Source organism: Bradyrhizobium huanghuaihaiense, from assembly GCF_025200885.1.
Lineage (GTDB): Bacteria > Pseudomonadota > Alphaproteobacteria > Rhizobiales > Xanthobacteraceae > Bradyrhizobium > Bradyrhizobium huanghuaihaiense.
In genome coordinates this window covers 490,853-516,225 of sequence record NZ_CP104172.1, presented here as the reverse complement: position 1 = coordinate 516,225, position 25,373 = coordinate 490,853, and the positions used below count along the sequence as shown (strand labels likewise).

At 66.1% G+C, this 25,373-nt stretch carries 19 protein-coding genes and 1 pseudogene; 13 read left to right on the top strand and 7 right to left on the bottom strand.

The annotated features are described in order from the left end of the window. The first annotated feature begins 193 nt into the window (after positions 1-193). The 3 genes from N2603_RS02410 (at position 194) to N2603_RS02400 (ending at position 6,081) form a co-directional block, all read left to right on the top strand. A complete protein-coding gene (locus N2603_RS02410; protein ID WP_260387556.1) occupies positions 194-2,251 on the top strand; it encodes an AsmA family protein in 2,058 nt (685 codons plus the stop codon). A gap of 203 nt (positions 2,252-2,454) precedes the next feature. After that, positions 2,455-4,908 carry an adenylate/guanylate cyclase domain-containing protein gene (locus N2603_RS02405; RefSeq protein ID WP_260387555.1) on the top strand — a complete coding sequence of 818 codons (2,454 nt, stop codon included), beginning with the start codon at positions 2,455-2,457 and terminating at the stop codon, positions 4,906-4,908. Between the two features lie 306 nt (positions 4,909-5,214). Continuing rightward, the gene (locus tag N2603_RS02400; RefSeq protein ID WP_260387554.1) at positions 5,215-6,081 is read left to right on the top strand and encodes a hypothetical protein; all 867 of its coding nucleotides are present in this window, start codon (positions 5,215-5,217) and stop codon (positions 6,079-6,081) included. On the opposite strand, the gene N2603_RS02395 is transcribed toward N2603_RS02400, so the two are convergent. Together N2603_RS02395 and N2603_RS02390 are read right to left on the bottom strand one after the other, a co-directional pair. Beyond that, entirely contained in the window at positions 6,082-7,350 is a 1,269-nt protein-coding gene (locus N2603_RS02395) for a Spy/CpxP family protein refolding chaperone (protein ID WP_260424436.1), read from the bottom strand. 173 nt (positions 7,351-7,523) lie between these two features. After that, positions 7,524-8,543, bottom strand: a complete 1,020-nt coding sequence (locus N2603_RS02390; RefSeq protein ID WP_260387553.1) for a LysM peptidoglycan-binding domain-containing protein — start codon at positions 8,541-8,543, stop codon at positions 7,524-7,526. Between the two features lie 181 nt (positions 8,544-8,724). On the opposite strand from N2603_RS02390, the pseudogene N2603_RS02385 reads away from it, so the two are divergent. Beyond that, a pseudogene (locus N2603_RS02385) lies at positions 8,725-9,419 on the top strand (hypothetical protein). Positions 9,420-9,655: 236 nt separating this feature from the next. After that, positions 9,656-12,316, top strand: coding sequence for a bifunctional diguanylate cyclase/phosphodiesterase (locus N2603_RS02380; RefSeq protein WP_260387552.1), 2,661 nt, complete (start codon positions 9,656-9,658; stop codon positions 12,314-12,316). Positions 12,317-12,437: 121 nt separating this feature from the next. On the opposite strand, the gene N2603_RS02375 is transcribed toward N2603_RS02380, so the two are convergent. Then, positions 12,438-12,953, bottom strand: a complete 516-nt coding sequence (locus N2603_RS02375) for a Spy/CpxP family protein refolding chaperone (protein ID WP_018645909.1) — start codon at positions 12,951-12,953, stop codon at positions 12,438-12,440. Positions 12,954-13,285: 332 nt separating this feature from the next. Here N2603_RS02375 and N2603_RS02370 point away from each other — a divergent pair, with 332 nt between their 5' ends. Continuing rightward, the gene (locus N2603_RS02370) at positions 13,286-13,645 is read left to right on the top strand and encodes a hypothetical protein (RefSeq protein WP_018645910.1); all 360 of its coding nucleotides are present in this window, start codon (positions 13,286-13,288) and stop codon (positions 13,643-13,645) included. Between the two features lie 123 nt (positions 13,646-13,768). Next, on the top strand, positions 13,769-15,466 hold the full coding sequence (locus tag N2603_RS02365) for a GMC family oxidoreductase (protein WP_260387551.1): 1,698 nt from the start codon (positions 13,769-13,771) through the stop codon (positions 15,464-15,466). 116 nt (positions 15,467-15,582) lie between these two features. On the opposite strand, the gene N2603_RS02360 is transcribed toward N2603_RS02365, so the two are convergent. The 3 genes from N2603_RS02360 to N2603_RS02350 form a co-directional block, all read right to left on the bottom strand. Continuing rightward, a complete protein-coding gene (locus N2603_RS02360) occupies positions 15,583-17,682 on the bottom strand; it encodes a methyl-accepting chemotaxis protein (protein WP_260387550.1) in 2,100 nt (699 codons plus the stop codon). A gap of 142 nt (positions 17,683-17,824) precedes the next feature. Then, on the bottom strand, positions 17,825-17,947 hold the full coding sequence (locus N2603_RS02355; protein WP_260387549.1) for a hypothetical protein: 123 nt from the start codon (positions 17,945-17,947) through the stop codon (positions 17,825-17,827). A 96-nt stretch (positions 17,948-18,043) separates the two neighbouring features. Next, a complete protein-coding gene (locus N2603_RS02350) occupies positions 18,044-18,220 on the bottom strand; it encodes a hypothetical protein (protein ID WP_260387548.1) in 177 nt (58 codons plus the stop codon). A 175-nt stretch (positions 18,221-18,395) separates the two neighbouring features. On the opposite strand from N2603_RS02350, the gene N2603_RS02345 reads away from it, so the two are divergent. The 4 genes from N2603_RS02345 to N2603_RS02330 all read left to right on the top strand — a co-directional run bounded on the left by N2603_RS02345 (position 18,396) and on the right by N2603_RS02330 (position 21,102). Then, complete coding sequence (locus N2603_RS02345; protein WP_260387547.1) at positions 18,396-18,533, top strand: hypothetical protein; 138 nt, start codon at positions 18,396-18,398, stop codon at positions 18,531-18,533. Positions 18,534-18,656: 123 nt separating this feature from the next. Continuing rightward, complete coding sequence (locus tag N2603_RS02340) at positions 18,657-19,781, top strand: lactonase family protein (protein WP_260387546.1); 1,125 nt, start codon at positions 18,657-18,659, stop codon at positions 19,779-19,781. Positions 19,782-19,850: 69 nt separating this feature from the next. After that, positions 19,851-20,021: a hypothetical protein gene (locus N2603_RS02335; RefSeq protein WP_260387545.1), complete on the top strand. Its 171-nt coding sequence runs from the start codon at positions 19,851-19,853 to the stop codon at positions 20,019-20,021. Between the two features lie 187 nt (positions 20,022-20,208). After that, positions 20,209-21,102, top strand: a complete 894-nt coding sequence (locus N2603_RS02330) for an efflux RND transporter periplasmic adaptor subunit (RefSeq protein WP_260387544.1) — start codon at positions 20,209-20,211, stop codon at positions 21,100-21,102. A gap of 245 nt (positions 21,103-21,347) precedes the next feature. On the opposite strand, the gene N2603_RS02325 is transcribed toward N2603_RS02330, so the two are convergent. Further along, positions 21,348-22,199, bottom strand: coding sequence for a caspase family protein (locus N2603_RS02325; RefSeq protein WP_018645919.1), 852 nt, complete (start codon positions 22,197-22,199; stop codon positions 21,348-21,350). A 424-nt stretch (positions 22,200-22,623) separates the two neighbouring features. Between N2603_RS02325 and N2603_RS02320 the strand changes: the two genes are divergently transcribed. Both N2603_RS02320 and N2603_RS02315 read left to right on the top strand, forming a co-directional pair. Continuing rightward, positions 22,624-24,351, top strand: a complete 1,728-nt coding sequence (locus tag N2603_RS02320; protein WP_260387543.1) for a hypothetical protein — start codon at positions 22,624-22,626, stop codon at positions 24,349-24,351. A 222-nt stretch (positions 24,352-24,573) separates the two neighbouring features. Then, positions 24,574-25,296 carry a thermonuclease family protein gene (locus N2603_RS02315; protein WP_260387542.1) on the top strand — a complete coding sequence of 241 codons (723 nt, stop codon included), beginning with the start codon at positions 24,574-24,576 and terminating at the stop codon, positions 25,294-25,296. The last annotated feature ends 77 nt before the right edge of the window (positions 25,297-25,373 follow it).

Here is a 25,373-nt window from a genome sequence, read left to right as displayed (position 1 = left end):
TCGCTTGGAACCATCAACTTCAGGATCGCGTAAAACCGCACCGGAGAAGTGTGTCATAAGTCACATAACTTTGCAGCACCCCCTGACTATTTTTGACCGCTTGGAGCGGCTTCCCGTCCGGGGATAAACTCACGCGCAAGGGACGGGTGAGCGGCCGGGTTCGGCGCCGTTCGTCCGTCGTTGGAAAGTCGACATGAGAGCAGTGAAATTCGCCGGCGCCGCGGTCGCCGCTATCATCATCGTGATCGCGCTTCTGCTCGTGGTCGGAATCCCCTCGGGCTTCCTGACCTCGACGATCGCCGCGCGCGTCGAGAGCGCGACGGGCTATCGCCTGTCGATCGACGGCACCACGAAGATCAGCCTGTGGCCGACGCTGAACGTCACGCTGAACGACCTGACGCTCCAGGACCCCAAGGACCGCAGCGGCATCACGCGTCTGACGGTCGACAGCGTGCAGGCCGACATGTCGCTCTCCAGCGTGTGGTCGGGCACCCCCAGGATCAGCGAGCTCGTCGTCACCCATCCCGTGCTCTACCAGCCGCTGCTGCGCGAGCGCCTGCCGAACGCCGGCGCCGCGTCGAAGCCGATCGCGCTCGACACGGCCGGGGCGACCATCGACCGCGTCAAGCTCATCGACGGCGAGGTCGCATTCGCGCGCCTGCGCGACCGCGTCGAGGGCCGCATCAGCGCCATCAACGCCGACGCCGTCGTCGGCCGCGACCGCAAGGTTGACATCACCGGCACTGCGCGGGTCGGCGATCACCCGACCAAGTTCGACATCAAGGCGACGGCGCCGACGCCGCCGGCCGAGCGGCCGACCGTTCCGGTGGATTTCGCCATCGACATGCCTGACGTGCTGAAGTCCCAGCTCACCGGTCATGCCGAGATGCGGCTGAATGGCGATGTCGTGATGATCAACGGCGTGAGCGGCCGGCTCGGCGACGGCGCCTTCAACGGCTGGGCTTCGGTCGACATCGCGAGCAAGCCGCTGGTCAAGGTCGATCTCGATTTCCAGCGGCTCGCGATCCCCCTGGCGAAAACGCCCGATGGTGCAGCGGGACAGCCCTGGAGCAATGCGCCGATCGACGTGTCCGGGCTCAATTACGTCGATGCGCAAGTGAGGATCTCGGCGAACGAGGCCGTGATCGGCGATGCGCGCCTTGCGCCGCTGGCGCTCGACGCAAAGCTCGCCGGCGGCGTGCTGAAGGCCGGCACCGCCAATCTCGGTGCCTATGGCGGCCAGGTCTCGGGCGAGGTGATCCTGGATGCGACCACCGGCGCGCCGAGCTTTGCCATGCATTCCGACCTCGTCGGCGTGCGCGCGCTGCCGCTGCTGCAGGGGCTCGCCGAATTCGACCGGATCGACGGCAAGCTGCAGGCCAAGCTCGCCCTGCGCAGCGCCGGCACCAGTCAGCGCGCGCTGATGGCGAACATGCAGGGCACGGCCTTCGTCAATTTCCAGGACGGCGCCATCCGCGGCATCAATGTCGCGCAGATGATCCGCTCGCTGACGACCGGAACGCTTTCGGGTTGGCAAGGAAACCAGGACTCCAGCCAGGAGCAGAGCACGGATCTGTCGCAGCTCTCGGCCTCCTTCCGCATCGACAAGGGGCAGGCGGTGACGACCGATCTCAACCTGATCGGGCCGCTGGTGCGGGTGACCGGCGCCGGCACCATCGCGCTCGACACCAAGATGATGGGCTTTCGCGTCGAGCCCAAGCTGGTGATGACGACCGAAGGCCAGGGCCGCACCTCCGACCCGGTCGGGTTCGGCATCCCCGTGATGATCCAGGGCAGCTGGTCGCAGCCGAAGATCTACCCCGACATGGCCGGCATGCTCGACAATCCGGACGCTGCCTATGCCAAGCTGCGCGAGATGGGCAAGGGCCTGTTCGGGCCTGACGGCGCGGGGCTCGGCAATATTTTGGGAAGCCTGGGTCTCGGCGGAGCCACCGCGCCGGGCGGCGGCAATGCAACCGGCAATGCGAATCCGCAGGCCCAGCAACCGGGACAGAACAACCTGCTCGGCGGTCCTCTCGGCGAGGCGATCGGCAATCTGATCCAGCAGGGGCTGTCCAGTGGTGCGGGACCAGGCACTAGCACCGCGACAGGCACCGGCCGCAGCCGCAGCCTGCCGGCAACGCCGTCGACCCCGGCGCCACACGCGTCCCCCGCCCAGGACGACCCGCCGGCGGCGCAGCAGGACAGCCAGCCGATGAACGACGTGCTACGGCAGCTCTTCAATCGATGATTGCACGCCAATCCCCCTACATCGGCTTCCCGTGCGCTGCTTCGGATGAGGCTGCGACAATTCATCACTCTTCGGCCCCTCCCGGCATCCGCAACGGGTAACCACACCGGCGGTCCACCCGTCCGGTGGCCCAAATTGTGGTAGAAGGGGCAATTGGGCTGCACGGCCCGTAGCGCCAGCGTCGATGGCGCAAGAGGATCCGGATGGCTGGGGCGAACGACAAGACACGGTTTCTGCGCGAGGGCCTGTTCGCCAAATACGTCGTCTCCCTCGTCGGCCTCGTCGTGTTCGTGCTGGCCGTCAACGGCGCGATGGAGACCTGGATCTCCTATCGCGCCACCAAGACGCAACTGACCGGCGGGCTGGAGGACAAGACGCAGGCCGCCGCCCGGCGGATCGAACAGTCGATCTCCGAGCTCGAGCGCCAGATCAGCTGGGTGACGCGGGCGAGCCAGGACACGCTCGAGAAGCGCCGCGCCGATTACGCCCAGCTGCTGCACCAGGTCTCAGTCGTCAACCAGCTGTTTCAGCTCAACGGCGACGGCCGCGAGGTGCTGCGCGTCTCGCGGCAGTCGACCACGACCGGCGGCAATGCCGACCTCTCCCGCGACATGCGCTTCACCGACACGGTCGCGCGCGGCGTCAGCTACGCACCGGCCTGGTTCTCCGACCGGACGCCCTTCATGTCGATCTCGGTGGCGCATTCCGGTTTCAACGCCGGCGTCACGGTCGCCGAGATCGACCTCGGCTTCCTCTCCGACTTCCTGTCCGACGCCCAGGTCGGCAAGGCCGCCTTCGCCTATGTGGTCGACCCGCGCGGCCGCGTGCTGGCGACGTCCGCCAGAGGTCCCGATGTCGGCAAGGATTTGTCGAAGCTGCCGCAGGTGGCGGCCGCGATTTCGCCCGGCGGCGCGCCCGAGACGTCGGGCACCGACTTCAACGGTCATGAGGTGCTGTCGGCTGCGAGCACCGTGCCAAAGCTCGGCTGGAACGTGATGTTCGAGCAGCCGACCACGCAGGCCCTGACGCCGATCCGCGACCAGCTGGTGCGCATCGCGCTTCTGATCGGCATGGGCCTGATGGTCGCAATCCTCGCCGGCACGCTGCTCGCCCGCCGCATGATCATCCCGATCACCGCATTGCGCGACGGTGCGCACAAGCTCGGCGAAGGCGATTTCAGCCATCGCATCGACGTGCACACCTCCGACGAGCTGGAAGACCTCGCCGGCCAGTTCAACCGCATGGCCACGCAGCTCCAGGAGACCTATTCGAACCTGGAGACCAAGGTCGAGGAGCGCACCCGCGACCTCGCGCAGTCGAACCACGAGCTCAAGGTGCTGGAAGAGGTCGGCCGCGCGGTTTCCTCCTCGCTCGATCTCAACGCCGTGCTGCCGACCATCGCCGCGCGCGCGATCGAGATCACCCACGCCGATGCGGTGCTGATCTACGGCTACGACGCCGAGACGCGCCGCTTCAACCTGGTGGAAGCGGGCGGCATCGACAGATCGGCCGAGGGCGCCCATGTCACCATCGACGAAGGCGAGAACATCCTGAGCGATGCCGCCAGAAGCGGCGAGCCGATCGCGCTTGCCGATCTCGAGCAGGCGGCCGGGCAGCCGCTGCGCGATGCCGCGATCGCGGCCGGCTTCCACTCAGTGCTGGTGGTGCCGCTGGTCGACCAGCAGGGCACGCTCGGCGCGCTGGTGGTGCTGCGCCGTGCCGGTGGCGAGTTCGCCGGCAGCCTCATCGGATTGATGCGCACCTTCGCCAACCAGGCGGTGCTGGCGATGCGCAACGCGCGGCTGTTCACCGAGGTCGATCACAAGAGCCACGCGCTGGAAGCGGCGCACGAGACCGTGCGCGCCCAGGCCGACAAGCTGCGCGTGCAGACCGAGCAGCTCAAGGACTGGAACAAGTCGCTGGAGGAGCGCGTCAGGACCCAGCTCGGCGAGATCGAGCGCATCCGCAAGCTCGAGCGTTTCCTGGCGCCGCAGGTGGCGCAGCTGATCGCCTCCTCCGACAGCCCCGAGGGGCTGCTCACCAGCCAGCGCCGCGAGGTCACCGTGGTGTTCTGCGATCTGCGCGGCTTCACCGCGTTCACGGAAGCGACCGAGCCGGAAGAGGCGATGAATGTGCTGCGCGAATATCACGCCGCGCTCGGCAAGCTGATCTTCAAATACGAGGGCACGCTCGACAAATATGCCGGCGACGGCGTGATGATCCTGTTCAACGCGCCGATCCAGTTCGAGGACCACACCCAGCGCGCGGTGAAGATGGCGGTGGAGATGCGCGACACCATCGGCCCGCTGACCGAGCGCTGGCGCAACCGCGGGCATAGCCTGGGGTTCGGCATCGGCATCGCGCTCGGCTATGCCACGCTCGGCCAGGTCGGCTTCGAGCAGCGGCTGGAATATGCCGCGATCGGCAGCGTCACCAACCTCGCCTCCCGCCTCTGCAGCGAGGCCAAGCCCAACCAGATCGTGGTCAGCCGCCGCGTCTACGGCATGGTCGAGCCCTGGGTCGAGGCCCGCGCCCTCGACGATCTCCAGCTCAAGGGCTTCAATCACCCGGTGCTGGCGATGGAGATCTTGTCCTTGCGCGAGGAAGTGGAGAACGTGGTGGATGCGGCTGCCGCGGCGGCACGGCGACGAGGATAGCGGTCGCGACGACATCGTAGCCCGGATGGAGCGCAGCGAAATCCGGGGTCGTGCCACAAGCGACAGCGGTCCCGGATTGCGCTTCGCTCCATCCGGGCTACGCGACCAAACAAAGAGTCGAAAACAACCCCATGCACCGTAGACAGGGGCTGTGCGATCAATGACTTACGCGGGCGTCGACGCGGTTTGACACGTCGGGCAAAACACCGGCAGAATGGCGTCATCCCCCTTCCACGAACCCCAACGCCCCTCCCCGCGACTAACCATCGCCTCAACGGCGAGGCAGGCTTCGGATGGAGACGACCCGTGGCGTTTGCCCTGCCTTTGCGTGCGTATGATCTGCAGATGCTGGACCGTCCCGCCGACCGTGCGCGCGACCACGGCTGGGTTTATGGGCTGCCGCCGGGGATCACGAGCGAGCAATGGCCGCTCGATCCCGTCACCGGCTATCCGCTGATGCACGGTTTCACGCTGCTGCTGCCGGAGGATTATCGCGTGCATGGCGCGGACATCGTCGCGGTGTCGTTCTTTGCGACGCCGCCCGATCACAATGACGGCGGCGCGGTTGACGATCCCGAAATCCGCGATGTCGTGCTGGCGCGCACCTCGCATCCGCGGCTCTCGCGCATGACCGACATCCTCGACTACGAATATGCTGCGCTGCTGCTGACCAAAGCCGAATACGAGGGCGCACTTGCGACGCCGCCCGCGCCGCTCGCGCTTGCGACGGCGGAGCGGCCGCGCTGGCTCGACGTCGGCGGCGCCAGCGCTTTCTTCGAGACCGCCGCGCCCTTCGCGCAGAAGATGTTCGCCGGCCCTCCGCGGGCCGATCTGGCGGAGACCCTCGGGATCGCCTTGATGCCGCGCGCGACCGATCCCAACGCCGGCAAGGCCCCGCAGGATCCGCACATCCCACGCAACCCGCCGAGCGACTATCAGTCCTACTACTACTTTGTCGACGGCGTCCCGACGACCGAGAATTTCCGTCTGCACGACTGGAGCAAGGACCACGCCCACAACCATCTCGGCGGCACCATGCGGCCCTGCCAGGCGGTGCCGGAGATGAGCCCGTTCTACATCGAGTTCGAGGAATATTTCGGCGGCTACAATTTCGGCACCGGCAACGCGCAGCTCGACTTCAAGGACATGAAGTTCGACTGGGCGTGCGGGTGATCACGCCCCCCGCTTCGGCCCGATCGCCTCGAAGCCCGCCTTCTGCTCGTCGCTCAAGTCCGCCTCGAAATCGTCGAGCGCATCAGCGACGCCGTTCACTGCTTGCAGCATTCTCTCCAGCCGTGCCTTCACCTCGGTGAGGCGGCCTTGCGGCGTCTCGGCGGGCCTGGTCGGACAGGCGCTCAGCGTCTCCATGGTGCGCAGCGTGGTGTCCTGGAGCACGTCGAGGCGGGCGCGCGCGATCTCGTCGAGGCGAAGCGTGGTGGCCATATCCGCGACGGGCCATTGCTGCTGCACGAGCTGCTCATACTGGCGCTGCAGCTTCTCGTCATAGCGGGGATCGCTGTTCGGATCGCAGGCGCTCGCGGCCTGCGCATCCCTGGGCTGACCTGCTGCGAGCGCGGCGCGGCGCTCCTTGGCCAGCCCGTCGAGCTTTGCCTTCTGGCGCTCGTCGAGGAGCCCCTCGAATCTCGCGAGCGGTGGCGCGAGCGTGTCCATCGCCTTGATCATGACGGCGAGACGCTCGCGCATCAGGCCGAGGCGCTCCGCTGCGGTCGCCGGCACCTCTGTCGGGCAGGTCGCACGAATGCTGTCACGAGCAGCTTGCCAGGCGCTCACGAGCTCGTCGAGCGCGGTGCGCTGCAATTCGTTGGGGTGCACGGCGGCGGCCATGAGATCCGCGGGGAAGCCGGCGGGATCGCTGACATCGCAGATGTTCTGCGCCGACGGAATCTTGCGCGCGCGCCTGCCTTGCGGGGCGGTGTAGGCGGCAAGTTCGGTGGCGGCATAGGGCGAGAAGAGCGCGGCATAGATGTCGCCGTAGCCGTAAAGCGAGATGCCGGTGGTGTCGGCGAAGATGACCGCGTTGGCGAGATCGTCTTGTGCGAACGGCCAGAACACCGGGCCGGCCCAACCATAGCTGCCGTCGGGATGACGCCACCAGCCCTGCGGGCGGCGGCCGCCGTGCCAGCCCGCGAGCGCGGCTTGCGCCGAGAGAGCCGCACGGATGATGTAAGGATTGGAAGGCTGCCCGCGCTCGGCGCCGCGCGGATCCTGGGATCGCAACGCAGCGGAACGGTAGCGGCCACCGCGCACCGTCATGCGGGCGTGGCGCATGCGCGACATACCGATGACGTGACCGACCGCGAACCGCGCAACACCGAGCGGACCGCCGCGCAGCCCGAACTGCGCCTGCGCCGTATTCGGCAGCAGCACTGCCGCAATCAGGAGGGTCGCGCCAGCGAGCACCAGCCCCATGCGTCCCGACATGATCGCAGACCCGAGCGCTGACTTGGCCACGTCCTGGCCCTCCCTCCCGCACGACGCACGCAATGCGTCTCACCACGATGACGCGCAGGGGAACCAAAGGTTCCCGACATGCGACGATCAAACCGTCGCGGGAGAGAGAATTCCGATAGTCGCAGCGCTGGGGACCGCGCTCACTACGGCTTTTGCGGCAACACGAACGTCTGGCCGGGGTAGATCAGGTTCGGATTGTGGATCTTGTCGCGGTTGGCCCTGAAGATCACCGCGTAGCGGGCACCGTCGCCATAGGCGAGCCGACTGAGCGCCCACAGGCTGTCGCCGCGGGAGATCACCCGGCTGCCGCCCGCTTCAGTCGGTGCGGTGCTAAGGGCGTCCGCCGGCGAGGCCGATGCGACCGTCGTGGCCGCCGGCACCCGCGCCATGGCTCTTGGCTTTGTCGCGCCCATCATCCTGGGCCGAACCGCGGAAGACGTTGACGCCAAATGCGGTGCGGCCGATGGCAGCGAGGCCACAACATCCGATTTGTCGTCCATCCTCTCGGCCTGCTTCGCAACCGGCGCGGGTCGCGCGGGCGGCGGCGCGATTTCCGCGATCGTCACCGGCATGGTCCGGCTGGACTGCGTGACGGTGCCATCGGGCGCCTTGGAACGCAGCGTCAGCTCGTAGCTGCCTGCGGGAAGCTGCGGCGGCGTCATGACGAACTGGCCCGACGCATCGGCGGTGACCGAATGAAGCGGCTGGCCGTCGCGCAGCAGCTCGACCTTTGACCCCGGCGCGGCCTGGCCCGCGATCACCGCCGCCTCGCCATGATCGTCGACACGGGCGACGTCGAACCGGGGCCCGGCGTCGGTCGCGGAGGGCTGCGGCTTGACCGGCGCGAGATCGGCGAGCGCCGCCGTGACCTGCTTCTGGGTTTCGGCCACGGGCCCCGCCGGCTTCGGCGCTGCAGCCGGCGCCGGGGATGGCGCGGGCTGCGCAGCGGCGAGCTTCGGTTCTTCGGGCTTCGGCTCGACCTTGGTTGCGGCTTTGGGCTCAAGCTTGGTCTCCGCCTTGACTTCGGGCTTGGCGGCGACAGCGATCTCGGTGCCCGCTCCGCCCGGCAACAGGCGGCGCAGCTCGGCGGGACCGATCACAAGGACGGTGCCGACCACCGCGAGCAGGCAGAACGCAATGAGGGCCTTGGTTGCGGTCATCATCAGAAGTCGAATCCTTGCTGGCAAATCAGCCGATGACCGTAGCCTGCGCCGATTTGGTTACGGCAGCAAGTCGCCCGAAGGGATGATCGGCCATCGTTTCCGCCCGCCGCGGGTGAACCGGCGACCCCTTCGGCGTCAAATGAGCGAGGCCGCGCAGCGGCTATTTTTCAAGGATTTTTCCATGACTTCATCCTTTCGAACCGCGCCATGGCTGGCGCTCGCCCTGATGCTCGCCGCCTCCCCGCGCTCGCCGCCTCCGGCCCGCCGCCGGGCTACGTCCTCACCGACAATAAGGACCTCGCCTTCACCTCGCCCGACGACGCCACCAAGCTCGAGCAGTACATGAAGGACAGTGAAGACCTTTTCGGCGTCAAATGGCAGGTCTGGGCGCGGCGCGGCGACCAGATGACGGAGCTGAAGCCCGAGCAGGGCTATGGCGCCGGCTTCCGCTTCACCAGCGACTCGCAATGGCTGGTGCGGATGCAGAAGACCGGCTCGGGCTCGCAGGATCTCTTCCTCTACCATGTCGAGAACGGCGCCTTCGTGAACGCGACGAAGAAGTCGCTCAGCGATCTCGCCTGGGCCTACTTCCACAGCCGGCCCGACACGAAGAACATGAAGCTCGACTACCACATCTCGGCCAATCTCATGAAAGGCACGGAGGATGGCTATCGCTGGCTCGGCGTCGACTGGCCCAACAACCGCTACCTGCTGATCTCGCTGTCGGGCGAAATGGACAAGCATCCGAAGAACGTCGCGGTGAAGGGACTAGCCAACTGGCGCTGCCGCTACGACCTCAAGACCGGGACCTTCGACGTGCCCAAGATGTTCGCCAAGGAGAACGCGGAGGCGCTGGAGTGGGAGATCAGGCGGTAGGGGACTGGGATCGCAGGGTGGGCTAGCTGGCGGCTGCGCGAAGCGCAGTCGCAAGCGTAACCCACCACTTCTGCCGCCGCCGAGACTAAAGAGGTGGATTACGCTCCGCTAATCCACCCTACGGGACTGCGAGGGAACCAACCCCCTGATTCCACTCCGATTCATCTTTTCCTAACCCTCCATGGTAACGGGGTCTTGTCGGTTTTGCTGCATCTTGCATCCCACGGGAGGGCTGGATGGGCACATCGATCCGATGGACCGCGCGGATGCGTGCGCTGCTGCGCCGCTGGCGCGGGGCGCCGCTGACATGGCTGATCGCCGGCGGCTTCGTGCTGATGCTTGCGACCGGCATCGGCACCGCGCTCACCGTCGACCGCTTCCGGCAGAATGCGATCGAGAGCGGTCGCGACAGTCTCGAGAGCGCGGTGCGGCTGCTCGCCCGGCACTACGACCGTGAGTTCGCGGATTTCGCCGTGTTCCAGAAGAGCGTCATCGCCGAGCTCGAGAGCCATGGCATCGAGTCCGCCGACCTGTTCCGCAGCCAGATGAGCACGCTCGCCGTGCACGAAGCGCTGCGCGCAAAGGCCAGCGGCTGGACCGACGTCGCCGGCGCCAATGTGTTCGATTCCGAGGGTGTGCTGATCAATTCGTCGCGGCGCTGGCCGGTCGCCGACGTCTCGGTCGCCGACCGCGGCTATTTCAAGCGGCTCAAGAACGATCCGATCGCGCAGGAAGAGATCGAGGTCGTTCCCGGTCGGCTCGGCAACGGCCCTGCCATCGTGTTCGCGCGGCGAGTCTCCAGCCCGCGCGGCGAGTTCCTCGGCATCGTCACGCGCGCGATTGCGCCCGACCAGCTCGAATCCTTCTTTGCCTCGACCGGGCTCGGCGAGGAATCCTCGATCGCGATGCACCACCAGAACGGCCAGCTGCTCGCGCGCATCCCGCATGTCGATGTCATGATCGGGCAGAATTTTCGCCAGGGCACGCCGGAGCAGATGGCGGTGTTCGAGCGCACCTTCGTCACGAGGCAGCTCGCGAGCCCGATCGACGGCAAGGACCGCATCGTCGCCTCGCGCCTTTTGACCGGCGAGCCGCTGGTCGTGGTCGCCACCAAATCGCTGGACGCGACGCTCGCCACCTGGCGCACGCAGACGAAATTCTTCGTCGCCGTCGCCGTGACGTCGATCGGACTGCTGGTGCTGACGCTGTTCCTGATCTTCCGCCAGATGACGCACAGGCTCTCGGTCGAGAAGCAGCGGCTCGACACCGCGATGAACACCATGACGCAGGGCCTGCTGATGTTCGACCAGGACGAGCGGCTGATCGTCTGCAACCGGCGCTACATCGAGATGTATGGCCTCTCGGCCGACATCGTGAAGCCCGGCGCCCATTTCCGCGACGTGATCCAGCACCGCCATGACACCGGCTCCTTCGACGGCGACGTCGATGCCTATTGCGACGGCATCCTGGGCAGCGTCGAGCAGACCCACAGTACGATCGTCGAGACGGGTCGCGGCCGCCTGATCGAGATCAAGAATCAGCCCGGCGCCGCCGGCGGCTGGCTCGCCACGCATGACGACGTCACCGAGCGCATCCGCGCCGACGAACGCATCGCACATATGGCGCATTACGACGCGCTGACCGACCTGCCCAACCGCGTGCTGATGCGCAGCCATCTGGAGCGCCGCGTCGCGGAGCTTGCCGAGGGCAGGCCGTTCGCAATCCTCTATATCGACGTCGACGAGTTCAAGGGCGTCAACGATTCGCTGGGACACGAGGTCGGCGACGAGCTGCTGCGCCAGGTCGCCAGCCGCCTGCGCGCCTGCGTCAGCGGCAACGATCTCGTCGCGCGGTTAGGGGGCGACGAATTCGCCATCGTCAAGGCCGGCACCAACGATCAAGCCGAGTTGACGAGGCTGGCGGACACGATCCTGTCGGCGTTGCGCGCGCCCGTGAGCTGCAAGGGCCAGGAAGTTTTGACCGACGCCAGCATCGGCGTCGCGATCGCGCCGGAGCACGGCGACAATCTCGACGACCTGCTCAAGCGCGCCGATCTCGCGATGTACGCGGCGAAATCGGAAGGCCGCGGCACCTTCCGCATCTTCGTGCCCGAATACGACGCCAAGGCGCGGCAGCGGCGCCAGCTCGAGCTCGATCTGCGCCAGGCGCTCGCGCGCGGCGAGTTCGAGGTGCATTACCAGCCGCTGGTCGATCTCGCCGCCAATGTCGTCACCGGCTGCGAGGCGCTTTTGCGCTGGCGCCATCCCGGGCGCGGCATGGTCTCGCCGGCGGATTTCATTCCGGTCGCGGAGGACACCGGCCTGATCGGCGAGATCGGCGAATGGGTGCTGAAGCAGGCCTGCAATGAGGCCGCGAGCTGGCCGGGCAATATCCACATCGCCGTCAACGTCTCGCCGGTGCAGTTCCGGTCGCGGTCACTGGCGCTCAAGGTCGCTGCGGCGCTTGCGGACTCAGGTCTCGCTCCCGGACGGCTCGAGCTCGAGATCACCGAGACCGTGCTGATCCGCGACGATGAGGAGGCGCTGACGATCCTGCAGCAGCTGCGCGAGCTCGGCGTGCGCATCGCGCTCGACGATTTCGGCACCGGCTATTCGTCGCTGAGCTATCTGCACCGCTTCCCCTTCGACAAGATCAAGATCGACCGCAGCTTCATCAGCGACATCGGCGAGCCCGAGGATTCCTCGCCGATCGTGCAGGCCGTGGTGCACATGGCCGCCGCCCGCCACATGGCGACGACGGCGGAAGGCGTCGAGACCGAAGCCCAGCGCGAGGTGCTGCGTCAGCTCGGCTGCAGCCAGATGCAGGGCTGGCTGTTCAGCCCGGCCGTGCCGGCGGCGAAGCTGAAGCAGCTTCTCTCGGCGCAGGCGGCTGCCTAGATCAGGTCGCGCATGCGGCCTGGGGATGTCGACCTTGGAAAAGGGGACATCCCCAGGCTTAAAGTTGGTTAGCCGCGCAGGTTGAGACCGTCACGCGGCTTGTATGAATCAACATCCTGCTTCAGTCTTCATCCTCGGCCTGCGCACGACGTCGCTCCACGACATCGCTCATGTCGTGAAGGACAAGGACCGCGAGGGCCCCCATGCGCTGCCTCTGTTCGGGATTGAGGGTCTTGTAGAGTGGCTGCCACGCCTCGGCGAGTTTATCCAAATCAGCTGATCGTTGAGCCAATGCCTCCGAGCGTCGTTGCAGGAAGGCGATGGGATCACGGTTACGTATCGTTTCGACGGCATTCTGGTCGGCCCGCCGACCCACTGTTTCCGAGATTTTTGCAACACGGGCCCTCCGATCTTCCGCTCTGGCACGAATGGCGCTCTCGACAGGCGGCCAGAGCTTTTCCTGGTCAGGGGTCAGCTGCAATGCGGCCTTGGTCAAATCGATCCGCATGTCCATCAGTGTATTCCGGTCCACTGCGTTGAGCCGTTCTGACGTCGCAGGGGACGGAGCTTGCGCGCTGGCAATCGACGGTGCGGCAAGAACGAGTGCGGCTGTTCCGATCACGATTATTTTCATCATCGGCGACCTCCTAGGTGAGTAGCCCCCAGGCACCACGCTAACAATGGTCGGCAAGGCGATGTCACATTGATTCAAATCAAGGGACTTGGAGAAGGAATTGTGGCGCGCAGGCCGAGAAGTCCTGCAGCCTGAGGCCGATCTCTCCACCTGCAATTGCGCGATGACGACCGGCCCTATCCAGGAAATAGGATCAAACGCTGGGGATCGCGGTTATCGTTTCGCTGAACCGGCCGGAACCGCGGCCGGCGAGCGTCAGCCAGCATCACATCACACACATCGCAGGCGACTTGCGCCTGCGTTGTTGCGCGCGTGCGCGGATCGAGCGAGGCGAGATGGCGATCGTGACCTTCAGGATGATTCCTCTGCTGGCGGCTATCGCCATGATCGGCCTGTCGGCGGAGGCCCGCGACGACGGTCGCTACGCGAATTCTCCGCTCAAGGGCTGGTTCGAGAGCCTGAAAAGCAAAGCTGGAGGTCCGTGCTGCGCCGACGCCGACGGCACCGCGCTGGATGAGGTCGACTGGGACACGCTGGACGGACACTACCGGGTTCGCCTTCTCGGCGAGTGGATCACGGTGCCCGACGATGCCGTGATCAAGGAGCCGAACCGCGCCGGTCGCACCTTCGTGTGGCCCTACTACGTCAACGGCCGCGCCATGATCCGCTGCTTCATGCCGGGCAGCATGACGTGAGATCCTATCTCGCATGCCGCGGGCCATTCGTGGCGTTCATGGCGCACCGACGATTGCGGTGAGGTGACCTCACGATAAATCCACGCTAGCTTCTTCCTGCAAGAACAAAAGGAAGCGCCAATCGTGTACGACTACATCATCGTCGGCGGCGGCTCGGCGGGGTCCGTGCTGGCCCACCGGCTCTCCGCGAAGAGTGCCAACAAGGTCCTGCTCTGCGAGGCCGGACAGGACACACCACCCGGCAACGAGCCGGCCGAGATCAGGGACAGCTATCCGGGCACCGCCTATTTCGACCCGCGCTTCCACTGGACCGAGCTCAAGGTCACGACGCAGGTCGTCAGCCACAACAATCCGAACGAAGCGCGTCCGCCCTTGCGCAAGTACGAGCAGGCGCGCGTGCTGGGCGGCGGCTCGTCGATCAACGGCCAGATGGCCAATCGCGGCGCGCCGACCGATTACGATGAGTGGGACGCGCGGGGCGCCGAGGGCTGGGCGTGGAACGACGTGCTGCCCTTCTTCAGGAAGGTCGAGCGCGATCTCGATTTCGACGGGCCTTATCACGGCAAGGACGGCCGCATTCCGGTGCGCAGAATTCCGAGGGAGCACTGGACGCGGCATTCGCAAGCATTCGCCGACGCCTTCCAGCAGGCCGGCCATCCATTCGTGGCCGATCAGAACGGCGAGTTCGTCGACGGCTATTTCCCGGTGACGCATTCCAACCAGGCCGAGCAACGCGTCTCGGCGGCGATGGGCTATCTCGATCGCGACACGCGTCAGCGCGCCAACCTCACCATCTCCACCAACACGCAAGTGCGGGGGCTGCTGTTCGCAGGCACGCAATGCGTCGGCGTGAAGGCCGTGGTCGACGGGCGGGAGCAGGAATTCCGCGGACGTGAGATCATTCTCTCCAGCGGCGCGATTCATTCGCCGGCGCATCTCTTGCGAGCCGGCATCGGCCCGGTCGGCCACCTCAAGGATTTGGGGATTCCCGTGCTGACGGGCTTGCCGGGTGTCGGCCAGCGCCTGATGGACCATCCCTCGATCTCGCTGTCGTCCTTCGTCCGCCGCGGCGCGCGTATGAACGAGCACACCAGGCGACACATGCAGCTCGGCCTGCGCTATTCGTCGGGCCTCGCCGGCGTACCGAAGGGCGACATGTTCGTTGTCCTGCTCAGCAAATCCGCCTGGCATGCGGTCGGCGAGCAGATCGGCTCGCTGCTGACCTTCGTCAACAAGACCTATTCGGAGACCGGACAGGTCAAGCTTGCCTCGCGTGACCCCACAGCCGAACCGATCGTCGAGTTCAATCTCTTGTCTGATCGGCGCGATCTCGATCGCCTGATGGACGGCTTCCGCAAGATGGCGGCCATTCAGATGAGCGACATCGTGAAGAAGGTGACGGACAAGCCGTTCCCGGCCGCCTACACCGACAAGGTCCGCAAGATCGGCGTGGTCAACACCAAGAACAGGATCCTGACCAAGATCGCCGCAACGCTGATGGACGGGCCGGCGGCACTGCGTCACTATCTGATCGACAATTTCGTGGTCGAAGGCTTCACCTTCGATCAGGTGATGAACGATGACGAGGCGCTGGAAGCCTTCGTGCGCAAGGCGACCATCGGCGTCTGGCACGCCTCCTGCTCATGCCGCATGGGCCGGGCCGACGATCCGATGGCGGTGGTCGACAACCAGGGCCGCGTCAAGGGCATCCAGGGACTGCGCGTCGTCGACGCCTCGATCTTCCCGGTGGTGCCGTGCGCCAACACCAATTTCCCGGTGCTGATGACGGCGGAGAAGATCGCTGCGGCGATGGTGCAGTGAACTGCGGCGACGGTTTCGTAGGGTGGGCAAAGGCGCGCTCTTCGCGCCGTGCCCACCATCTAGACGTGGTGGGCACGCTACGCTTTGCCCACCCTACGAGACTACGAATCCTCGATCTACGCCGCCCGGAGATCTCCGACGAAGCGGTCGACGTCGCGCTTGAGATCATCCGACAGGCGCGCCAGCATTTTTGCGGAATCCAGCACCTCGCCGGCGGCAGCACCGGTCTGGCCGGCGGCTTGCGAGACGCCGGAGATGTGGCGCGAGACCTCGTTGGTGCCTTGCGAAGCCTGCTGCACGTTGCGCGCGATCTCGCGCGTCGCAGCGCCCTGCTGCTCGACGGCCGCCGCGATCGCGGCTGCGATCTCGTTGACCCGCTGGATGGTGGAGCCGATCGACCGGATCGCGGTCACCGAGGATTGGGTCGCGCCCTGGATCGCGGCAACCTGGCCGGTGATCTCCTCGGTCGCCTTCGCGGTCTGCGTGGCGAGGTTCTTCACTTCGGATGCGACCACCGCAAAGCCGCGGCCGGCTTCGCCGGCGCGTGCGGCCTCGATGGTGGCGTTGAGCGCGAGCAGATTGGTCTGCTCGGCAATGCCGGTGATCAGCGCGACGACGTCGCCGATGCGCTGCGCGGCATCGGCCAGCGCCTGCACCTCGGCATTGGTGCGGTCGGCTTCGGCCGAAGCGGCACCGGCAATGCTGGAGGATTCGGCGACCTGACGGCTGATCTCGCTGATCGAGGCCGAGAGCTCCTCGGTGGCGGCGGCAACCGTCTGAACGTTTGAGGACGCATCGCCCGAGAGGCTTGCGACCGAGGCGGCCTTGGACGAGCCCTGCTCGGCGGTCGACGACATCGACTGCGCGGTGGCGTTCAGCTCGCCTGAGGCCGAGGCCAGCGTGTGCAGCGATTCCGTCACGGTCTTCTCGAACTGTTCGATCAGCCGTTCGACGGCGAGCTGCCGCCGCTCCTTCTTCGCCTGCTCGGCGGCCTGTTCCTCGGCGAGGCGGTCGCCGGTGATCATGTTCTCCCTGAACACGGCCACCGCGCGCGACATCTCCCCGATCTCGTCGCCGCGCTCGATGCCGGCGAGCTCGATCGCATAGTCGCGTTCGGCGAGGCGGCGCATCGCCTGCGTCATCTTGCGGATCGGCGTGCTGACGCGGCGGTTGACGAGGATGAAGCCGAACACTGTGATGGCGAGCGCAACCAGCATCATGCCGCCGTTGAGCGCGAGACTCCATTTCGCCGATGTCATCTGCTGCCCGGCGCGGGCGACCATCTCGGCGAGCGCGGCTTGCCCGGCCTCGACGCTGGAATTCAGGATGGCGGTGTTGAGCTTCGACAGATCCTCGATCTTGATGTCGATGGTCTGGTTGTTGCTCAGCGCCTTGATGAAGCCCTGCTGGCGCTCGGCCATGGCCGCGGCCTCGCCCTGCTTCGAGCGCGCGATCACGTCGGTGAGGCTTGCCGGCGCATCGGGTCGCGCGGCTGCATCGAGCACCTGGCTCCAGGCCTGTTTGGCGCGGCCGGTATCCTCGGCGGCGCCGACCATGTCGGCGGCGCTCCAGGGCTTGCCGCTCGCGGCCGCAGCTTCCAGGCGGATGGCGACGAGGCCGCCGAAATTGCGCGCGGCCCAGGCCGACTGCTTCACGGCGAGCAGATGATCGACCACGGGATCGGTGAGCTTGAGCGCGTTCTCGAGCTCGGCGGTCAGGGCCAGAATGCCGTCGAGATAGTCCTGCGCGGCCTTGCGGAATTCGTCGCCGACCTTCGGATCACGCTCCGCCTTGGTCTGGTGAATGGCGGCCTCCGCCTTGGGCCGGAGCGGCACGAGCGCGTCATGGATCGCAACGAGCTTGCCGAGCGCAGCGGCGAGGCGCGGATCGGACACGCCATCGAGACGCTCGAGCACGCTTTTGTAGGCGGCTTCGGACAACTGCCGGTTGGTGGCGATGCGGTTATCGGCGTTGGCATTGGCCGGCGCGTCCGCGACCAGCGCCGACAGGAAGGTGCCGCGTTCGAGCCGGAAGCCGAGCAGGGTCGCAAACAGCTGCTGGTCCGTGCTGGCGAAACGCTCGACCTTCTGCGCGGCGCCGTTGCGCTCAATAGCCCCCAACAAACCGGTCGCGAGCTGCCCGACCAGGAACAAGCCGAGGACGCCGATGATGGCGCCGAGAACGGAACGAATGGAGGGATTGCCGAACAATGCCATTGGGAGCGCCGGGCCTCTGCGGAAAAGATGCAGAAAAATACCGGTCGCCCCCTAAGAATTGGTTCACCAATGCACTCCCGCCCACGGGGGGCGAGCCGGCCAAGACCAAGCTACGGAGATGAAAGCCTGAAGCGGGACCGGCTCATTTCACCTGCTTGGCGGCACGGATCTCGGCGAACTCGGCGTCGGGATGCGTGACGATGGTGGTGAACATGATGCCGCTGATGATGATCGACCAGGCGGTGTCCCAATAAATCCAAAACACGTGCCACCCTCCGTTTTGGTGTCCTTCGCCTGCGGGATCAGGGTAACGACAAGGCGAGGCTGCCGTTCCTGACGCGAGTTCAGCGCGGGCGAGGCGCTATTTGGATTTGGTCGGCGGCGATGCGCGATCGGTTTGACCGGTGTGGCGCTTTGCCACGACATCCTGATCGCGCGGGCCTTCGTGTGGGCGCGGCGGCAGCTTGGGCTGGCCGGCCTGACCGCCGTGCTTGCCGCCCATGTCGGGCTTGCCTTCGAGATCGTTTTCGCGGGGCATGCCGGTTAATGCCTGTGCGCGGCATTGGTTCGCTTGCGCCCGCGCTGTTCTCGCCTGTGAACGAGTTCATAGAAGCGTCGCCCGTTGCAGTGCACGATGTACCCGCGTGCGTCGCCGCATGCATTTGACGACGGGACTTGCCCAGAGGGGACTTGCTCAGAGGGGATTTGGCCTGATGCGAAAACGACTGGTCGCCTGGACGCTTCTGACCTGCACCCTGCTCGCGGTCGCGGTGTGGACCGTGCTCGGGCCGCCGGACCGCCCGGCCGGCCCGCATCTGCCCTCCCGCAATTTGGCAGCGGCGGTGCGATAGCCACACCCGTGCGACCGATACAATTTCGGTATCGATCAATCTCAATTGGAATTTGGTGCGGCAACCGGCTGCCCGCTATCCTCTCCGGCAAAACGACAACACCTGGTCCCGAGGAGAACGCCCATGTCGAGTCCGACCCGCCGCATCGCAGCCAGAGCACCCCGCGCTGCGGTCGCCACCACTCTCACCTTTCTTGCCCTGACCTTGGGAGCCCGTGCCGGCATGGCCGAGACCTTCGCCTATGTCGGCAACGCCGACAGCAACGACATCAGCGTGTTCAAGCTGGCCGAGAACGGCGAGATGACACCGGTGCAGACCGCCGCTTTCACCGGTGTGGAGAAGCCGGGCTCCTCGACGCCGCTCGCGATCACGCCCGACCACCGCGTGCTGATTGCCGGCGTCCGCTCGCAGCCATTCCAGGCGGTGAGCTTCTCGATCGACCAAAAGACGGGCCAGCTCAGCCATATCGGCAACGGACCGCTCGCCGACAGCATGGCCAACATCGCCACCGACCGCGGCGGCAAGGTGCTGTTCAGCGCCTCCTATGGCGGCAACAAGGTTGCGGTGAATCCGCTCGGAGCGAACGGCGTGGTGGCCGCGCCGACCCAGGTGATCCCGACCGGGCTGAACGCACACGCCTTCCTGCCTTCGCCCGACAACCGCTTCGTGTTCGCAACCAATCTCGGCTCCGACCAGGTGCTGAGCTTCGCGTTCGAGCCCACTACCGGTGCGCTCACGCCGAGCGATCCGCCGGTCTACAAGGTGCCGGAAAAATCGGGGCCGCGGCACTTCGTATTCCACCCCAACGGCAAGTTCGTCTATCTCCTCCACGAGCTGAACGGCGATGTCGCCGCGTTCAACTATGAGGCCAGGAGCGGCGCATGGGACGAGATCCAGCGCACCACCGCGCTGCCTGAAGGGTTTTCCGGAAAACCCTGGGCCGCCGACATCCACATCACGCCGGATGGCCGCTTCCTCTACGCCTCCGAGCGCACCACCAACACGATCGCCGCCTACAAGGTCGATGCGGCCAGCGGCAAGCTGACCACGATCGGCAGCGTGCCGACCGAGAAGCAGCCGCGCGGCTTCAACATCGATCCCAGCGGGCGCTACCTTGCCGCGGTCGGCGAGCTCTCCGACGGCATGACGGTCTATGCGATCGACCAGTCGAGCGGCGCGCTGGCGAAGCTGAAGTCCTACCCCACCGGCAAGAAGCCGAACTGGGTGGAGTTTTTGGGCCTGCCGTGAGGGACCGCGACCGACCTACGTAGTCATCCGTAATTTCGGAAGCCCCCGCATTGCCATCATATGGCGGTCATGGACCGCCATATCCTCTTCAAGTGCCCGCAGACCGGCATGAACGTGCAGCATCGGCTCGGCGACGCGCCAGCCGAGGGCACGCACGTTTCCGTCCCCTGCCCGGCCTGCACGCGGTTGCACCTGATCGACCGTTCCACCGGCAGGCTGCTCGGCGATCGCCGGAGCTGAGCCGTCCCCTTTGGCCCCCTTGGGGCCGGCCCGGTCGGCAGCGAACCTGTTTCCCAATTCCGCGACTAATCAAGGACTTGCCGCGCCAGCCCGGGCGGCGTGGCATCCCGCTCTGGGACAACGCTGCCGTAGTCCGGGCTCCCGCCATCTGCTATCGGTTGGAGGCATCGCCCCCGTGGAATTTCCAATGCGTCATTTGCCCCGTTCCGTCGTTCGAAGCCTGTTTCCCGCCGCCATCGCCGGAGTGTTCGTCCTCGGCGTACAAGGCGCGCCTGCCGCCGACGACGATGCGCCCAAGGGGCCGGCGGTCACGGTGCTCAAGGTCGCGAAATCCTGCTTCTCCGACATCGTCGAGGCCACCGGCACCATCATCGCGCGCGAGGAAACCTCGGTGCGGCCCGAACGCCCGGGCCTGAAGGTGACCGAGGTGCTGGCGGAAGCCGGCGATACCACCACGGCTGGCCAGGTGCTGGCGCGCCTCGCGCTGCCCGAAGGCGGCACGCTTCAGGTCACGGCGCCCGTGGCGGGCGTGATCGCGACCTCCACGGCGCAGATCGGCAATCTCGCCTCGGCCAAGGGCGAGGCGCTGTTCACCATCGTGGCGCGCAGCGAATACGATCTCGTCGGCCTGGTCGCGACCACCGACATGCGCAAGCTCGCCGTCAATCAGCCCGCGACCGTGCGTATCGCCGGCGCCGGCGACCTCGAGGGCAAGGTGCGCCGCATCGGGCCGACCGTCGAGCCGAACATCCAGCAAGGCATGGTCTATATCGGCATCTCCTCGCAGAAGCGGCTGCTGCTGAACGCGAGCGGACGCGCGCTGATCAAGACCGGCCAGAGCTGCAACGTCGCAGTCCCCCTCACCGCCGTGCAATATTCGTCCGCTGGCACCGTGGTGCAGGTGATCCGCCGCAACCGCGTCGAGACCAAGCGTGTCGAGATCGGATTGATGTCCGGCGGCAATATCGAGGTCCGCGACGGCCTCAATGAGGGCGACGTCGTCGTCGCCCGCGCCGGCGCGCTCTTGCGCGAAGGCGACCCCGTGCGCCCGGCGATGGCGAGCGCGGAAGCGGCGAAGTAGGTCTCAACTCGTCATTGCGAGGAGCGAAGCGACGAAGCAATCCAGAGTCTTCCCGCGGAAAGATTCTGGATTGCTTCGCTGCGCTCGCAATGACGGTGTGGAGGCAGACGTGCACTAAGGCACGGCTATCGTAGGGTGGGCAAAGCGAAGCGTGCCCACGTCTTCTATCGAAATGTTAGAAAGATGGTGGGCACGGCGCGTTGCGCCTTTGCCCACCCTACGAGAGCTACGGTTGCCGAGAAAAACTAGCCGCCGGCCTGGTCGAACTGCACGTCTTCGAGCAGCGAGGACGAGACGGTCGGGACCTGGCCGCCTTCGGAGGCGCGGGAGATGGCGACGCGGGTCTTGTTGAAGACGGCTTCTGCGCTGCCGCTCTGAGCATTGAGATTGCCGAGCAGCTCGCCGACCAGCACGCTGTGCTCGCCCTTACCGTCGTCGACGACCTTGCCGGGCGAGGCCGAGGAGAGGATCAGCGCATTGTCGGGCGCGCTGATCGGCGCGAGGCCGTGGCTGTAGGAACGGAAGCGGCGCTCGTAGGGGTTACGGCGGGAGGCATCGACGACGACGAGCTTGGCCTTGGCGCCCTGCTCCTTCATCATCTCGAGCACGCCCTCGATCGAGACGCCGTGGCGGCGGACGTCGCTTTCCTTCCAGATCACGGCATCGACCGGCAGCATGTAGCTCTCGCGGCCCGCCTGCACGCCGAAGCCGCCGAAGAACAGCATGACGACGGTGTCGCGCTTGATCCGGGACTTCAGGCGATTGACGGCGCGGACCATGTCGTCCTTGGTCGCGTCTTCCACCATGTCGACGTCAAAGCCGCTCTTGCGCAGCGACGAGGACAGCGCGCGGGCGTCGTTGATCGACTGCGTCAGCGGCGCGCTTGCGTCGGGATAATGTCCATTGCCGATGACGAGCGCGAGGCGCGAGGTCTGGCCGATCGAGCCAGTGATCTGGTCGGTCGTCACAGCCTTGGCGGCATCGAGCGCGCGCATGTTGAGGGCAGCATGCGCGCCGATCACCAGCGAGACCGTGCCGATGAGGGCTGCGGCCACCGCGATGGTGCGTCGGGAAATGTCGAGCTGCCTTACATTCATCTCGGTTCATTCCTGTCAGTGCCAAAGACCAGCCAAGCGCGCGCACACTGTTTGAGTAGCGCGATAGCGTCTTTAGGTTTGAGGGATTGGCCGGGGGAGTGCCCCCGAATTGCGCGCAATTTGCGGCGCCGCACCAAACAAACCCTTAACCGGATATCGCCCCCCGAGCAATAGATCGTCCAAAATTTGAACTAAGTCACTGAAGTTATTGGTTAATTCTCCAGGCCGATTTTCTCGGTTTGTGGCATCCCCGTAAGCACCCGGGGACTGATCATGCAGGCTCCATGCCGGTTAATTCCGTGACATCAGTCACGTTTGTTTTTCCTGCGAATCCGGGTAGTTTTTCAAAGACTTGCAGGGGGCGGCGGGCGGTCGGGTGCGCGCGCTCGCCGCTTCCGCGCAAGGCCCCGCGACCAGGTATTTCATGAGCTTTCATTATTTTGCCGGCGCCGCCTGCCGGGCGCTGACGGCGCGGAAGGACGGCCCCTCGCTTTATGAGGTCTGCGATCCCGTGCTGGCGGCCAGTGCCAGCGGCGATCCGCACCTGGCAAAGTTCTACAAGACCGCGCTCGGCAATCCCGCATTGCGGATGCTGCTGCGGCGGGCCGGACTGCCCGAGCTGCGCGACGAGGCGAAGCTGACCCGGCTGCGCGAGGCCCTCGCCCGCGCCCGCGATGATGCCGAGCCGGATTGGGCGGCGGTCGGCCAGCCCGTGGCCGATCTCGTCGACAGTATCGCGCTCGACCACCCGAAGCCGCCGCCGGCGATGTTCACCGGCACCATGCCGCAGACCGCAGAGATCGACGGCGTGATCCGCGACTGCGCGCAGCACCTGCTCGGCTCGTACCGCAAGAACGGCTTCCTGCCGACCTACGCCGCCTTCAATTTGATCGGCGACCCTGATGTCCGCGGCCGTGAGCTGATCATGGCGCTGACGGGGCTGAATGCGCGCGGCTACAAGAACTCCTCGCTGCTGTTCAACCTCGCGCGCGTCTTCATCGCGCGCTCGCACGCGCGCGCCGTGGTCAATCCGCCCTGGAAAGGCATCGCCGAGCCGATGTGGGAGCCGGTGCAGATCCGCCACCGCTCGGCCTATTACGATGCGTTCTTCATCGAGGCGCTGCTCGGCTATGTCGAGACCGGGCTCGCCTCGCCAGCGGACAAGGCGGCGGCGGAGCGCGCCATCGCCGACATGGTCGATTTCTGCGTCAATATCAGCCGCGAAGAGGTCGAGGGCACGGACGGTGCGCGCTTCAACGTCATCACGGCGCTGGCGCCGGCGCCGCATCCGCGCTTCTCCCGCTTCTTTGCCCAGATCAAGCAGGAGCTCGGCTTCGGCATCTATGTGCCGGATTGCGACACCACGGCGTGCTCGATCTCGGCGGCGACGCAGGCCGGCTGCCTTGATGCGATCATCGACCAGCCGCTGCTCGACTTCTACAGCGGCTATCAGGTGCGTGCCGGCGTCAACGCGCCGCGCGTCACCGTGCCGCTCAATGACAACATCGACTATGAAGGCGGCGTCGCCACCTGGATCGACAATCTCAAGGGCGAGCGGCCCTATGGCAACGATCTCGATCCGACGCTCAATCTCGACATTCTCGAGGTGAGTTTTCGCAATCTGACGCGCTGGAAGATCCTGGAAACACCGGCGCGGCTCGCGACCGTGCATCGGATCATCGGCTTCCAGAAGCGGCTCGCCGCCAGCGGCGCCTTCGGCAATCCGCGCTCGCACATCTATTATCTGCCGGAGCTCTACAGCGCCTATTTCGGCCGCTGTTATGCTGCGTTCCTGGCGCTGCCGCTGGCGGCGCAGGCGGCGATCGATCCCGACGGCGATTTCGATTTCATCCGCCACCGGGTGCTCTCCTACGTCAAGGGCGAGCTGATGGCCGCGGAGATGAACGTGTTCGACGCCGCGCTGGCGCTGATCGCGCTCGGACATCTCGGCGCCGATCCGCGCGCCTTTGCGCCGGCGCTGAACGTCATCATCGCAAGCCTCGGCGAAGGCGGCCGCCGCGGCCCGTTCCGCGCCTATGAATGGAACAAGATGAAGACGCCGACACGGATCCTGGTCGGCGGCCCGGAGGTGACCTCGGCGTTTGTGCTGATGGGACTGGCGGTGGCGAAGCGGGCGATGGCGCGGGGGTAGGTCTCGTAGTTTCGTAGGGTGGGTTAGCGAAGCGTAACCCACCACTTCTGTCGCCGCGACGGCCAAAGAGGTGGGTTACGCCTACGGCTGACCCACCCTACGAAGCCGTCGCAAAATGACAGGAAGTTGAAAGCCCAACTGTTAGGCATAAGCTGGCCGAGTGGCCAAAAGCCGACCACAATCGCGCGGCTTATCGAGATTGTCCTGAACACCCGGACCGGCATGTTGCGAAAATTCCTGATTGCGCTGTCCCTGCTCGTCCCGTCGCTCGCCCAGGCCGCCGACATCACCGGCACGGCAAAGGTCCGCGATGGCGATTCCATCGTGATCGGCAACACGCGGATCCGGCTCGGCGGCATCGACGCGCCGTCGTCCGACCAGCTCTGTCTCAACACCAAGAGCGAGCGCTGGACCTGCGGCGTGGCCGCGCGCGAGGAGCTCGCAAAGTACACGGAAGGCAAGACCTGGGTCTGCCACACCCGTGCGATCGACCGGCGCGGCCGCACCGTGGCGCGCTGCGACGTCGGCGGCGAGGACATCCAGAAATGGCTGGTGCGCAACGGCTGGGCACTGGCCTACACCCGCGTCTCCAAGGACTACGAGCCCGACGAGGCTGCGGCACGCGAGGCCAAGGCCGGCATGTGGCAGGGCGCCTTCATCGCGCCCTGGGACTGGCGCGTGCGCAACAAGAAGACCGCCATCCTGGGCGCCACCAAGCCGCCGGACGGCGCGCATGCCGTGCTGCTGGCCTCGGCCTCGGGGCCGGTCGCGCCCTCGCCCGACTGCACCATCAAGGGCAACGTCAACACCGCCGGCGAGTGCATCTATCACCAGCCGACCAGCCGCTGGTACACCCAGATCAAGATGAAGATCAGCAAGGGCACCCGCTGGTTCTGCTCGGTGGAGGAAGCGGAAGCCGCCGGTTGCCGCGAGACCAAGAGATAACCCAGTTCAGACCTGCGTTTTCCGGGCTTTTCTTGGCTCCCAGCGCCACGTAAAAGTGTGAATCAGCGACACCATCC